The sequence below is a fragment of the Paraniabella ginsengisoli genome, assembly GCF_022513635.1.
Lineage (GTDB): Bacteria > Bacteroidota > Bacteroidia > Chitinophagales > Chitinophagaceae > Niabella > Niabella ginsengisoli.
This window is the reverse complement of record NZ_JAKWBL010000001.1, coordinates 237,853-250,213: the sequence shown is the minus strand read 5'-3', so window position 1 is coordinate 250,213 and position 12,361 is coordinate 237,853. Positions and strand designations below refer to the sequence as shown.

Sequence of the window (12,361 nt, the reverse complement as noted above, 5' to 3'; positions counted from 1 at the left end):
TCATCCTACTCTTAACAACGCCGCTGCCACCATCCCCGCCGTTTCTGTTCTTAATCTGGTATCTCCAAGTGTTACGGGTTGGTAATTGTTTTTAATCGCTTCGTTAATTTCTTCCGGAGTAAAATCTCCTTCTGGGCCAATAAGAATAATCGATGAAGTTTGTTGAAAAGCTAAGGATTGCTTATTTCCGTCCACGCAATGTGCGATGTATTTATTGGGAATGGTTGAATATTTTTGATCGACAATAAACTCCTCAAACCCAACAGGGGTTGCATTTGAAGCAACCATGTTTGCTGGCTTTGCAACATAGCGCTGATTAAAATATTCTGCAAACGTTCTTCTTTGAACTTTTGCTTTTCAGTTCTTTTAGAAATAAGTGGAACAACTTTATATACGCCCAACTCAGCAGCTTTTTCTAAAAACCACTCAAAGCGGCTGGAGTTTTTGGTAAAAGCAATGGCGATGGTAACTTCCGGCAAATTAGGTTTATTTACCTGCACATCAAGCACGCTAACTTCACAATGTTTTTTGTGATCGTTGGTTATTGTGGCTGTTATTAAATGTCCGCATCCATCTGTAAGATGCAGATCCTGACCGGTTTTCATACGAAGCACCTGTACAGCATGACGCGAATTATCTTCATCCAACACGATGGACGATTGAGAAGCATCAAATTCTTTTATATAGAAATAAGGAAGAATAGTAATGTAGAATTTTGAATTATAAACTTTGAATTACGAATTCATCCATTGATTATTCACCATTCACTATTAAGTTCTAAAATGGCGCTTCATCCAGCTCGTCATCACTCATATTATTCATTTTGCTTTGGGCCTGGAATAAGCGCGCTCCGCCACCTTCTGCATCATCATTCACGGGCCGCCAGGTGCCTCCGCCTAAGCCGATGGCGTTGTACGGATCATCATCCCAGGTAACAAATTTTTGTATATGTAACAACGCTTTAAGTTTGACAGTATCCAACGAACCATTACGGTGTTTAGCTATCTTCACTTCTGTCAATCCTTTTTGATCTTCGCCTTCGGCGTTCGTATTCATGTCGTAATAATCCGGGCGATAAAGAAACATTACCATGTCTGCATCCTGCTCAATCGCTCCCGATTCACGAAGGTCACTTAACTGCGGTATGCGGCTGCCATCTTTAGTGCCTCTTTGTTCCACCGCACGGCTTAATTGTGAAAGTGCAATGATCGGAATATTCAACTCCTTTGCAAGGCCTTTTAAGTTACGGCTAATATTACTGATCTCCTGTTCGCGATTACCGTTTTTGTTATCACCCGTGCCACTCATCAGCTGCAGATAGTCGATAATAACCATTCCGATATTATGTTTGTTCTTAAGCTTGCGGCATTTCGCCCTAAGCTCAAATATATTCAAGGCAGCTGTATCATCAATAAACAAAGGCGCCTGAGACAATCGTTGAATACCTTTAGTGTACAATTGTTTCATCTCATGCTCTTCCATTTTACCACGCGCGATTTTCTCAAGCATGATCTCACTTTCTGCCGACAATACGCGTTGCACCAATTGTGCCGCACTCATCTCCAACGAAAAAATGCAACAGGTGTAGGCCTGGCCGGATTCATAATATTTCGTGCCAGGTTTAGCGCAAATGCTGTTTTACCAACAGCCGGCCTGGCTGCAAGAATAATAAGGTCACTGTTCTGCCAACCATAAGTTATTTTATCCAATGGCTTAAACCCGCTCGTTACGCCGGTTACATCTTCATTACGATGGCGTAGGTCTTCAATACGTTTAATGGTATCAACCAATACAGAGTCGATGGATTGCATCGTACTCTTCATGTGCGAGTTAGTAATTTCAAAAAGTTTGGACTCAGCATCATCAAGCAGGTCAAATACATCAGCGCTGTCTTCATAAGCATCGGAAAGAATTTCTCCACTGATGCGTATCAGTTCACGCTGAATAAACTTTTGCATGATGATACGTGCGTGCGACTCAACATTCGCTGCCGACACAACTGTATTGGTAAGCTTTGTAACGTAGTAAGGGCCACCCACCATTTCCAACTCTTCTTTCAACCGCAGTTCTTCCACCACGGTAAGAATATCAATAGGCTGACTCTTATTAGACAAAGATTGTATAGCGCGAAAAATACGCTGATGCGCATCTACATAAAAACATTCAGGATTACGGATGGTTTCAATAACAGCATCAAAAGCACCCTTCTCCAGCATAATGGCTCCCAACACTGCTTCTTCCAATTCACGCGCCTGTGGCGGCACTTTGCCATACACCATTGTTCCCATATCAACAGCGCTGCCGGTCCTTCTTTTTTGCTTCCTGTCTTTATTTAAGTTTATTGGATCCATTGTTCAATTCAAACGATAAAAAGTCCTGTCATTAGTTATTACCAATGATTCGATGGGGTGAAATCCTACTTGTAATTTTGTTAAAAATATCTAGTCGAGGTGTACCAACCAGCGAAATCAGAGAGCGAATTTAGACCCGAATGCGGGTAGAAAAAATCTTTATTTCCAAACAAGTTCTGTACATTAAAAGGCGGGTTATACACATTTTTCATATTCGTTCGTCTGACCGTCTCGGTCTGCCGAAACTAATGATTGATTATTTCATCAGCGATAAACATGTAGCATCGGTCTTGCTACGCTCAGTTTTTTTGTAGAATATATGGCGACCAACATATTCGCAGCAAATCTATATTTGTTATTTGCCGGTATATACTTTTAAACCTTCACTTTTATATTTTGCTACAGTTTTATCAGCAGCTATTAGTGTGTAGCCATTAGTAATTGCAGTCCAGATAAGCATTCTGTCAAATGGATCTTTATTATAAGTAGCATTCAATTGATGGTAAGAGCTGCTGATATTTGCATGTAGCGGTTCTATAAGAAAATTCATTTTTTGCACAGTTGCGGTAAATCCTGCGGCGCTACATGCTGTAGGTGTATTTTACCTAAAGAACTTTTAAGGGATATTTCCCAGAAGCTAATAACGCTTACTATCATTTCATTTGCCGGATCAGTAATAATGTCTATCGATTTTTTGGGTATCCGCCTGCTTTCCATGATAGTCCAAATCATATAATGTGTGTCTAAAAGATATTTCATAGATCAAGAAATTCTTCTTCTGATAATTTATAATCTTTCGCAAACCTTACTTTCGCAATTTGATCTAATGCCCCCAACTTTCTTCTCTGTGTTTTTTCTTTTTTTGGCACAAGCCTCGCTACAATTTCTTTTTTCTTACCGTAAGAAATACCTATCTCTTCTCCTTTCAACACTTTTTTAAGCATCTCAGAAAAATTGGCTTTGAATTCACCAACGGTTACTGTTTGCATAGCTTTTTTATTACAAAAATACTTTTTCTTGTCAAGTTGTCAAGAAAATAACCTTGCCATATTCGCTTCTTTGCGGCATTTTTATAACCTCAAACATTGCGTATCTTCGCCGCCAATAAAATTTTTTATAAAAGATGACCATTTCTTACAATTGGCTAAGCGAGTATTTGCCCGAAACAGTGCAACCTGAAAGGCTAAGCCAGATTTTAACTTCCATCGGATTAGAAGTAGAAGGCACAGAACAATATGAATCTCATAAAGGCGGACTGAAAGGCCTGGTAGTTGGCGAGGTATTGACTTGCGAAAAACATCCGAATGCAGATAAATTAAAATTGACCACCGTAAACACCGGAGCATCAGAACCTTTAAAAATTGTATGCGGTGCACCCAATGTTGCGGCCGGACAAAAAGTAATTGTAGCACCAATTGGCACTACTATTTATCCGCTTGGCGGAGATGCGGTTACAATGGAAGCCGCTAAAATAAGGGGTGAAGAAAGCCAGGGAATGATTTGCGCAGAAGATGAGATTGGATTAGGCACTTCGCATAATGGTATTTTAGTATTACCTGAGGATAGTAAACCCGGCATGCCGGCATCCAATCTTTTTAATATTTATACGGATACTATTTTTGAAATTGGACTTACAACCAACCGCATGGATGCTATGAGCCATTGGGGTGTTGCAAGAGATGTTTCAGCTTATCTTTCTCATCATGATAAAAAGAATGCCGGGCCCAAAATCCCTGCAAGTAAAGCATTGCCGGCCTTCAAAGGCAAAAACCCAATTGAGGTTTCTGTAGAAAACGCAGCAGCCTGTCCGCGTTACAGTGGCATTTGCATTAATAATGTAAGCATCGGCACCAGCCCGCAATGGTTGCAGGATAAATTGAAAGCTATCGGCCTGAAGCCTATCAATAATATGGTTGATATTACCAATTTCATCCTTCATGAAACCGGCCAACCCTTGCATGCTTTTGATGCAGATAAAATTGCAGGCAATAAAATCATCGTTAAAAACCTTTCGCAAGGCACACCGTTTATAACACTTGACGGGAAAGAAAGAAAGTTGAATGATTTTGACCTGATGATATGTGATGCCGAAGGTGGTATGTGTATTGGCGGCGTATATGGAGGACAAAACAGTGGTGTGACGGACACAACTAAAAATATTTTTTAGAAAGCGCCTGCTTCGATCCTATTACCATTCGTAAAACATCTTTTGCGCATGGCTTAAGAACAGATGCTGCTACAAGATTTGAAAAGGGTACTGATATTTCAGCAACAGTAAATGTGCTGAAACGTGCTACCGAATTGATTTTGGAGCTATGCGGCGGAAAAGTAGTTTCTAACATTATTGATATTTATCCTGAAGAAAAACCCAAAACTTCGGTTACTTTAAAATATCATTATCTTAAAAAACTAAGCGGTAAAAATTATCATCCTGATGCGGTTAAAAAATATTAACAGCTTTAGGCTTTGTAATAGAAAAAGAAGATATTGATTCGCTTCAAATAGCTGTTCCGTATCACAAACCAGACATCAGCCTTTCTGCAGATATTGTTGAAGAAATTTTACGTATTGACGGGCTGGATAATGTCATCATTCCTACATCTATTACCATGACGCCGTCGGTGGAAGAAAATCACCACGCAGAAGTCATTAAAGAAAAGATCGCCAATTATCTGGCAGGACTTGGTTTTAACGAAACATTGACCAATTCGATTACCAACAAAGCCTACTTTAGTGAAGCAGAGTTGGCAAATGTGGTGCAAATGAAAAATAGTTTGAGCGCTGAGTTGAATATCATGCGGCCACAGATGTTGGAAACCGGGTTAGAAGTGATGGCGCATAATCTGAATCGAAAAAACGACAACCTTCGTTTGTTCGAGTATGGTAAAACTTATGCTGTCAATAATAAAGGAGGATTTGAAGAACCTGAACATCTTTGTCTATATGTTACAGGAAAACAACAGGCCGATGCATGGAAAGGCAAAGGAGCTTCAAATGATTTCTTTACATTGAAAGGTGCGGTTGAAAAAACGTTAGCCCTTGCAGGCGTCGTTAATATTAGTTATAGCGAAACAGAAGCGGCTCAGTTACAATACGGATTGGAAATATGGTCTGGAAAAGAAAAAATTGGTCAATTAGGATTGGTAAGCAAAAAAATGCTGGATCGTTTTGACATCAAACAGCCCGTGTTTTTTGCAGATCTTGGCTGGGATCAGATTGTAAAAAAATCGAAGACACAAAAGGTACAGTTTAAGCCAATTTCTAAATTCCCCGCGGTGCAAAGAGATATTGCAGTAGTTATTTCTAAGGAATTGAAATATGCTGCTGTTGAAGAACAGGTAAAGAAATTGAATCTTAAAAAATTACAATCAGTTCAACTTTTTGATGTGTTTGAAAGTGAAAAATTAGGTGCTGATAAAAAGTCAATTGCCGTGAACTTCACTTTTCTGGACGAAGAAAAAACCCTGACAGATGGTGAGATTGACGGCTGGATGAAAAAGATCATGCAAAATCTGGAAAGGGAATTGCAGGCAGAAGTGAGGAAATAATTTTATGTTTCGGGCTGTTGCCTGGAGCCATTAATACAAATAATTGTCATGTCGCAGGTTCTGGAAAATAAAATCAAGGCGATTCAGGAAAAGCTTCAGTTGCTTGTAAAGCAAACTACGGCAATTCAGAAAGAGAATCAATCACTAAAAGATGCATTAGCTGAGGCAAAACTTCAGGCAGAAAGTGCGTCTAAAGCTGCAGACGCTTTACAACATCAGTTGGACGCAAAAAGTATAGCCAGGCTTTGATGAACCCCGAAGAAAAAAGGCATTTGAAAAAAGATAAATGGCTATGTAAAGGAAATCGATAAATGTATTGCGCTGTTAAGCGTGTAATATAGGCTATAGTGAATGGTCAATTGGCAATAGCAGACACATTCATATACTATTCACCATTCATTATTCACTACTCATCATTCACCACATGCAAGAAAACCTCATTCCCGCCAATATCAATATCGCCGACCGTATTTTTCGTGTACAAATGTCGCCAGGCGATGAGCAAACGGTACGGCAGTCTGTAAGAATTATTAACGATAAAATTGTTGAATTTAAAACCAAAATACCGGGTAAGGATATGCAGGATTATATATCAATGGTACTGGTTTGGTTTGTCACAGAAAGCAGCAACAAAAATGTTTCCATTGCTGATGAAAATCATTTAGTAGGTAAACTAGAACAAATTGAATCGCTGATTGACAGCGAACTGAAATAATTGTATTTAATTAATAACCCACGGTTTAAACTATGGTTCATTATGAATTAAATCTCACTCTCTAAATCCCAAATTTATTTTTATCTTCGCCCACTACCCAACCCATTGGCTGGGTATTTTTTTGAAGATATTGATTTGAAGAACCTTTTTCGCAAGAAAAAACAAATGAAACTTAATGGATCCCATAATAATTACTGTAATTGCCGCTGCAATAGCCCTCGTAGCAGGCATAGTGGCGGGCAAACTTATTTTCGCTAAAAACACACAACAAAAAATTGATGAGGCTGAGTTAAGAGCTAAAACCATTATTAGAGAAGCTGAGTTAAGCGCTGAAAATGTTAGAAAAGAGAAGGAATTACAAGCAAAAGAAAAATTTGTATCGTTAAAGTCAGCGCACGACAAAGATGTGAACGAGCGCAACCGCAAGCTGTCGGAAAACGAAAACCGCATCAAGCAAAAAGAGCAAGCCTTAAGCCAGAAAGAATCCAGCATTGAAAAGCAGGTAAAGGATAATGATGTTATCAAAGAAAATCTTAACAAGCAGATCGATGTTGTAAATAAAAAACGCACAGAACTGGAAAAGCACCAGGAAGAGCATATACGCCGCCTGGAAAAAATAGCCAATCTTACCGCGGAAGAAGCCAAAAGCCAATTAGTAGAAAGCCTTAAAAATGAAGCTCAAACACAAGCAATTGGTTTGCAGCAGGAAATTATTGATGATGCTAAGCAAAAGGCCAATAAAGAAGCACGCAAAATCATTATTCAAACCATTCAGCGTACCGCTGCTGAACAAGCGATTGAAAATGCGATTACTGTTTTCAACCTTGAAAGTGATGAAATCAAAGGACAGATCATTGGTCGCGAAGGCCGTAATATACGTGCTTTGGAAGCCGCTACCGGCGTGGATTTGATCGTAGATGATACACCTGAAGCGATTCTTTTATCCTGCTTTGATCCGCTACGCCGCGAAATTGCGCGTTTGAGTTTGCAACGCCTTGTAACAGATGGCCGTATTCACCCGGCACGTATTGAAGAAGTGGTAGAAAAAACCCGTAAGCAAATTGAAGAGCAAGTAATGGAAATTGGTGAGCGTACCGTAATAGACCTGGGCATTCATGGCTTACATAAAGAATTAGTAAGAATGGTAGGCCGCATGCGTTACCGTTCTTCTTACGGACAAAACCTGCTAATGCACAGCCGCGAAACAGCGAACCTTTGCGCTACAATGGCGGCGGAATTAGGCTTAAATCCGAAACTCGCTAAACGTGCAGGTTTATTACACGATATTGGTAAAGTTCCTGACGAAGAAAGTGAATTGAGCCATGCTCTTTTAGGTGCTAAATTGGCCGAAAGATATGGTGAAAATCCAGCTGTTGTAAATGCAATTGCCGCTCACCACGATGAGGCCGAAATGCAATATGTTATCTCTCCAATTATTCAGGCCTGCGATGCCATAAGCGGTGCGCGCCCGGGCGCACGTCGCGAAATTATGCAGCAATACCTGCAACGCATTAAAGACCTCGAAAACCTGGCTACAAGCTATCCGGGTGTAGAGAAGGCCTACGCCATTCAGGCTGGACGTGAATTACGTGTGATTGTAGAATCGGATAAAGTAAGCGATCAGGATAGTGATACATTGTCTTTTGAGATTGCACAAAAAATTCAGACAGAAATGACTTTCCCTGGCCAGATCAAAGTAACGGTGATCCGAGAGAAGAGAGCAGTGAATGTGGCGAGATAAAAAACTACGCAAATCATAAACAAAGCAGCCGGTTATCATTTGAATAACCGGCTGCTTTGTTTTTACACGTCAAATATCGTAATTGGTATTGTTACCTAATTCGCTAACTTTGTTTTGAAAATGCTCTGTAGAATGAGTGAACATTTTATTCGAGAAATATTTTATTATGAAAATTATTATCTGGATTTCTTTGAACTTTTAAAGCCAGAGGTGAAAAAGAAATTTAACTGGACATTACAGTTAATGGCAACAGTTGACAGAATACCAGAAAAATACTTTAAACATTTAACGAACTCGACAGGTATCTATGAAGTTAGGGTTGAAGTGCGTTCAGACATTTATCGGGTTTTCAGTTTTTTTGACAAAGGGAATTTGATTATACTTATCAATGGATTTCAAAAGAAAACACAAAAAACACCGAAAAATGAATTAGCGCTTGCCGAAAAACTTAAAAAGCAATATTTTGATGAACAATAAAGTAAATAAAAAATTGACTTCTTTTTCCGCACATTTAGATAAGCAATATGGGAAAAGGGGGACGACCAACAGGGAACAATACGAAGAAGAATTTGAAGCATTCAAATTAGGAGCAATGATTCAGGAACTGCGTAAAGAACAAGGGTTAACCCAAGAGCAGTTAGCCGAAAAATGTGGTACAACCAAAACGTATATTTCGCGCATTGAGAATAATGCAAGCGACATCCGTCTATCTACTTTAATGCGCATTATCAGGCAAGGTTTAGGCGGAAACCTTAAATTAAATGTAACCCATTAAAGGAAACGCAACAAGTTTGACTCGGTGATTTCACGTGCCTTCTATTTTAACTCCTCGCCGAAGTACTTCATTCTCCAATAGCAGAGTCAAATAATACGCTTGAGATCTATAAAAGAAATTGGTCTTTCGGCTTTTTACAAATATGCCTTTTATGGGATTAGGAAATACTGAAGTCATATTCGCTACAAAAAAATAAAACGCATTCCTATCTTTTTCAGAAACTGAAATTTTTCCCGAAAAAGGTTCTTCCAGTTTTAATAAAGAAGTCTGTAACAACACGCGCTCCATATTACTTTTTGAACTATGCATCTGCTTCTTCAAATCAGTTATAAGAGCAGATTTTAATCCATCAAGCAATGGATGTTGTGGATGCGCAGCTACCAATCTTGCTAAATGATATAAAATAATATTGGGATTTTGATAATGTGGCGATACATAAGCTGCACGTTTTAGATGTGTATCATTTAGAACCATATCGCGAACAAGTTGAATGGTGGCGCTGTCATATTTATTAAGCTCGAATTGATTATCTAATACAAATCTCAAAGCGTTAGCCTGCACGCAAATATCAAAATCAACCGGCATATTTTTCCCAAACCAGGTTGAATAAGCCGGAATTCTCTTATACCGTTTAAAAGTGTTGCGAACAGTGTATTTGCGGCCGTTTGCATTTTCCGCCATCAACGTCTTCACTATATTTTTAAGGCTATCGCTAAATGCTGTAGATAGATAAAGAATGGCTGTATCGTCCAGGTCATCCGGAATTATATATTTCTTTCTGGAAGAAAAATATTTACTGTTGGGGAAATGCCGCGAAGGTTTTGTCTGCCAAAAATTATACACCGGCCTTCCATCCTTGTTTTGATATAAAACGTAATTCGGTGTTGCCTTTTCTGTTATGGCATCAACAATTGCCTGGTTCTTTACAGACAATTCAGATCTTACGCTTTTTAAAGTCCATACAATTAAGCCGGTGAAAAATATATTATCATCTTCCCTGGTTGGCATTTTGCGCGACCGGTAAACTCTTTGCGAAGGGAACATGCCAACGTTATAATTAGTATTCTTATCAACAATTTGAAGGTTTTCAATCTTTATAAGCAAAGAGTCGATATAAGGGTTTTGTCCGGCAGCACCGATAAAACTCATAAACAAGACCACAAAAAATAGAATACTTTTCATTTCTTTTCTTAAGATGTTTTACAGAACGCAAATTTATACTTTACCTGATTCATAAAAATTTGCTTTAATTTCGCCGCTCTTGATACACGCAACACTTGCTTGCCCAAACACAATATTTTACCATGAAGGGCAATAATAATTTTTTCAAGATATTCATTTTAGGTCTGCTTTCGGCAATCGGTCCGTTTTCGATCGATATGTACCTGCCAGGCTTTCCTGATATTGCAAAAGAGTTGCAAACTGACGTAAGTAATGTTTCGCTTACACTTTCCAGTTTTTTCATCGGAATTTCAATCGGGCAGCTATTGTATGGTCCGCTACTTGATAAATATGGCCGAAAAAAACCGCTGTACTTTGGCCTTAGTTTATATTTAATTGCTTCCTTAGGCTGTGCGCTCTCCACTTCAGTTACCATGCTCATTGTGTGCCGGTTTTTCCAGGCTTTGGGAGGTTGTGCAGGTATGGTAGCATCGCGGGCCATGGTAAGGGATATGTTTGATGTGAAAGACAACGCAAAAGTATTTTCATTGCTCATGCTGGTTATAGGTGTATCTCCTATTATTGCACCAACTTTGGGTGGCTATGTTTCCGCAACATTGGGTTGGAGATATGTATTTGGGATTCTCTTTTTGATCGGCTCAGGCATTTTCCTGTTATGCTTTTTTAAACTTCCGGAAAGCAAAAAACCTGTAGAAGGCTATTCGCTGGCGCCAAAATTCATTCTTCAAAAATTTGGTGAAGTATTTAAACAGCCACAGTTTGTTATATACACTTTTACAAGTGCCTTTACGGCTGCCGGTTTGTATGCATACATTGCCGGATCGCCTCATGTATTTATGGAAATATTTGGAACAAGTGAGAAAACATACGGGTTGATCTTTTCTGTCGTGGCAGCTGCCCTCATTGTTGCTACACAAATAAATGCACAAATATTAAGATTTACATCCAGTCAAAAGATCATTCCGATTGCCATTACTTTTCAGTGTTGTGCAGGTATTTTACTGCTGATCGGGTTTATCAATAATTGGTGGGGCATTACCAGCAGCGTGGTGTTTTGCAGTATTTTCCTGGCATGCCAGGGGTTTACATTTCCTAACGCATCTGCTCTTGCACTTGCTCCGTTTGAGCAAAATGCAGGAAGCGCTTCAGCGCTTATTGGCTGCATCCAAATGGCTGTAGGCACTTTATCCTCAGCTATGGTCAGCATCTTTCACAATGAAACAGCGGTTCCTCTGGGTTTTGTAATGGCATTTTGTGCAGTAATGGCCATAACCATTTTACTTACGGGTAAAGGAATTGTAAAATACCGGGCACGTAAAGTACAGGTTGAAAAAAATCGATAGATATGCTATCTGATGTGTAGGTTGGGTGAGTAGGGAGTAGGGAATAGGAAGTAGCAAGTGGGAACGGCTCAGATCAGGTTTCGAAAAATATGTAGGTTGATTAATAATCGGGACGATAAAACGATCCGCCAGCTGGCGGAAATATCGACGCCATATGTTTACTGCTGATTTCATAAAAACCATTACCTATTTTTTACTTTTTGCCGAAGTACTAAATTTTTAATGCAGTGTATTAAAATTTAAAAAATCTCCCTACCTTTGCAGTCCTTAAAAAAATTAAGTTATGAGCAGCGCAATAGCTTTCGTTCACGAGCAATTGACACAGACAAAAAAATTCCCGGCTTTTAAAGCAGGTGATAATATTACAGTAAACTACAGAATTATAGAAGGTAGTAAAGAGCGTATCCAGTCTTTTAAAGGAGACGTTATTAAGAAACAAGGAAGCGGCCAAACTGCTACATTTACTGTTAGAAAAATTTCTGATGGTATTGGCGTTGAAAGACTTTTTCCTTTTACTTCTCCTAACATCGATTCTATCGTGTTACATAAAGTAGGACAGGTTCGCAGAGCTAAATTGTTCTATCAAAGAGAAAGAAGTGGTAAAAGCGCTCGTATCCGTGAAAAACGCATGGCTGTTGCTCTTAAAAAGGTTGCCGCAAAAGCATAATACTAAATTTCACATAATTAGAAGAATCCCGCAACATGA

The 12,361-nt window shown here is 39.1% G+C and carries 13 protein-coding genes and 4 pseudogenes; 11 read left to right on the top strand and 6 right to left on the bottom strand.

Annotated features, from left to right (window positions below; genetic code table 11):
• The 5 genes and pseudogenes from MKP09_RS01390 to MKP09_RS01370 form a co-directional block, all read right to left on the bottom strand.
• Nucleotides 1-650: pseudogene (locus MKP09_RS01390) on the bottom strand (RsmE family RNA methyltransferase).
• Nucleotides 651-777: 127 nt separating this feature from the next.
• Nucleotides 778-2,216 (bottom strand): annotated as a pseudogene (dnaB, locus tag MKP09_RS01385) (replicative DNA helicase).
• A 490-nt stretch (nucleotides 2,217-2,706) separates the two neighbouring features.
• Nucleotides 2,707-2,901 carry a PIN domain-containing protein gene (locus tag MKP09_RS01380; protein WP_240826043.1) on the bottom strand — a complete coding sequence of 65 codons (195 nt, stop codon included), beginning with the start codon at nucleotides 2,899-2,901 and terminating at the stop codon, nucleotides 2,707-2,709.
• Nucleotides 2,898-3,110, bottom strand: coding sequence for a PIN domain-containing protein (locus tag MKP09_RS01375; RefSeq protein ID WP_240826041.1), 213 nt, complete (start codon nucleotides 3,108-3,110; stop codon nucleotides 2,898-2,900). The genes MKP09_RS01380 and MKP09_RS01375 overlap by 4 nt, the downstream gene beginning before the upstream one ends.
• Nucleotides 3,107-3,340, bottom strand: a complete 234-nt coding sequence (locus tag MKP09_RS01370; RefSeq protein WP_240826039.1) for a type II toxin-antitoxin system Phd/YefM family antitoxin — start codon at nucleotides 3,338-3,340, stop codon at nucleotides 3,107-3,109. Before MKP09_RS01370 ends, MKP09_RS01375 begins: the two co-directional genes overlap by 4 nt.
• A gap of 134 nt (nucleotides 3,341-3,474) precedes the next feature.
• Between MKP09_RS01370 and pheT the strand changes: the two are divergent.
• The 9 genes and pseudogenes from pheT to MKP09_RS01320 form a co-directional block, all read left to right on the top strand.
• Nucleotides 3,475-4,613, top strand: a pseudogene (pheT, locus tag MKP09_RS01365) (phenylalanine--tRNA ligase subunit beta); the annotation flags it as partial.
• An 18-nt stretch (nucleotides 4,614-4,631) separates the two neighbouring features.
• Nucleotides 4,632-4,805, top strand: a complete 174-nt coding sequence (locus tag MKP09_RS01355) for a hypothetical protein (RefSeq protein ID WP_240826035.1) — start codon at nucleotides 4,632-4,634, stop codon at nucleotides 4,803-4,805.
• A pseudogene (locus MKP09_RS27185) lies at nucleotides 4,799-4,867 on the top strand (hypothetical protein); the annotation flags it as partial. The gene MKP09_RS01355 and the pseudogene MKP09_RS27185, both read left to right, overlap by 7 nt.
• A 93-nt stretch (nucleotides 4,868-4,960) precedes the next feature.
• The gene (locus tag MKP09_RS01345; protein ID WP_240826033.1) at nucleotides 4,961-5,899 is read left to right on the top strand and encodes a phenylalanine--tRNA ligase subunit beta-related protein; all 939 of its coding nucleotides are present in this window, start codon (nucleotides 4,961-4,963) and stop codon (nucleotides 5,897-5,899) included.
• Nucleotides 5,900-5,947: 48 nt separating this feature from the next.
• Nucleotides 5,948-6,148, top strand: a complete 201-nt coding sequence (locus tag MKP09_RS01340) for a hypothetical protein (protein ID WP_240826031.1) — start codon at nucleotides 5,948-5,950, stop codon at nucleotides 6,146-6,148.
• A 175-nt stretch (nucleotides 6,149-6,323) separates the two neighbouring features.
• Nucleotides 6,324-6,614: a cell division protein ZapA gene (locus MKP09_RS01335; RefSeq protein ID WP_240826029.1), complete on the top strand. Its 291-nt coding sequence runs from the start codon at nucleotides 6,324-6,326 to the stop codon at nucleotides 6,612-6,614.
• A gap of 175 nt (nucleotides 6,615-6,789) precedes the next feature.
• Nucleotides 6,790-8,355, top strand: a complete 1,566-nt coding sequence (gene rny / locus MKP09_RS01330; protein ID WP_240826027.1) for a ribonuclease Y — start codon at nucleotides 6,790-6,792, stop codon at nucleotides 8,353-8,355.
• 132 nt (nucleotides 8,356-8,487) lie between these two features.
• Entirely contained in the window at nucleotides 8,488-8,832 is a 345-nt protein-coding gene (locus MKP09_RS01325; protein ID WP_240826016.1) for a type II toxin-antitoxin system RelE/ParE family toxin, read from the top strand.
• Nucleotides 8,822-9,130 (top strand): helix-turn-helix domain-containing protein, encoded by a 309-nt coding sequence (locus MKP09_RS01320; RefSeq protein ID WP_240829059.1) that lies wholly within the window; start codon nucleotides 8,822-8,824, stop codon nucleotides 9,128-9,130. Before MKP09_RS01325 ends, MKP09_RS01320 begins: the two co-directional genes overlap by 11 nt.
• Nucleotides 9,131-9,160: 30 nt before the next feature.
• On the opposite strand, the gene MKP09_RS01315 is transcribed toward MKP09_RS01320, so the two are convergent.
• Complete coding sequence (locus tag MKP09_RS01315; protein ID WP_240826014.1) at nucleotides 9,161-10,312, bottom strand: hypothetical protein; 1,152 nt, start codon at nucleotides 10,310-10,312, stop codon at nucleotides 9,161-9,163.
• Between the two features lie 122 nt (nucleotides 10,313-10,434).
• Between MKP09_RS01315 and MKP09_RS01310 the strand changes: the two genes are divergently transcribed.
• Together MKP09_RS01310 and rplS are read left to right on the top strand one after the other, a co-directional pair.
• The gene (locus MKP09_RS01310; protein WP_240826011.1) at nucleotides 10,435-11,655 is read left to right on the top strand and encodes a multidrug effflux MFS transporter; all 1,221 of its coding nucleotides are present in this window, start codon (nucleotides 10,435-10,437) and stop codon (nucleotides 11,653-11,655) included.
• Between the two features lie 283 nt (nucleotides 11,656-11,938).
• The gene (gene rplS, locus MKP09_RS01305) at nucleotides 11,939-12,322 is read left to right on the top strand and encodes a 50S ribosomal protein L19 (protein ID WP_240826009.1); all 384 of its coding nucleotides are present in this window, start codon (nucleotides 11,939-11,941) and stop codon (nucleotides 12,320-12,322) included.
• Nucleotides 12,323-12,361 lie beyond the last annotated feature (39 nt).

Coding starts and splice junctions, on each gene's coding strand:
- MKP09_RS01380 (WP_240826043.1), bottom strand. CDS start 2,901: ATGAATTTTCTTATAGAACCGCTACATGCAAATATCAGCAGCTCTTAC.
- MKP09_RS01335 (WP_240826029.1), top strand. CDS start 6,324: ATGCAAGAAAACCTCATTCCCGCCAATATCAATATCGCCGACCGTATT.
- MKP09_RS01320 (WP_240829059.1), top strand. CDS start 8,822: ATGAACAATAAAGTAAATAAAAAATTGACTTCTTTTTCCGCACATTTA.
- MKP09_RS01315 (WP_240826014.1), bottom strand. CDS start 10,312: ATGAAAAGTATTCTATTTTTTGTGGTCTTGTTTATGAGTTTTATCGGT.
- MKP09_RS01310 (WP_240826011.1), top strand. CDS start 10,435: ATGAAGGGCAATAATAATTTTTTCAAGATATTCATTTTAGGTCTGCTT.
- MKP09_RS01340 (WP_240826031.1), top strand. CDS start 5,948: ATGTCGCAGGTTCTGGAAAATAAAATCAAGGCGATTCAGGAAAAGCTT.
- MKP09_RS01325 (WP_240826016.1), top strand. CDS start 8,488: ATGAGTGAACATTTTATTCGAGAAATATTTTATTATGAAAATTATTAT.
- rplS (WP_240826009.1), top strand. CDS start 11,939: ATGAGCAGCGCAATAGCTTTCGTTCACGAGCAATTGACACAGACAAAA.
- MKP09_RS01375 (WP_240826041.1), bottom strand. CDS start 3,110: ATGAAATATCTTTTAGACACACATTATATGATTTGGACTATCATGGAA.
- MKP09_RS01345 (WP_240826033.1), top strand. CDS start 4,961: ATGACGCCGTCGGTGGAAGAAAATCACCACGCAGAAGTCATTAAAGAA.
- rny (WP_240826027.1), top strand. CDS start 6,790: ATGGATCCCATAATAATTACTGTAATTGCCGCTGCAATAGCCCTCGTA.
- MKP09_RS01370 (WP_240826039.1), bottom strand. CDS start 3,340: ATGCAAACAGTAACCGTTGGTGAATTCAAAGCCAATTTTTCTGAGATG.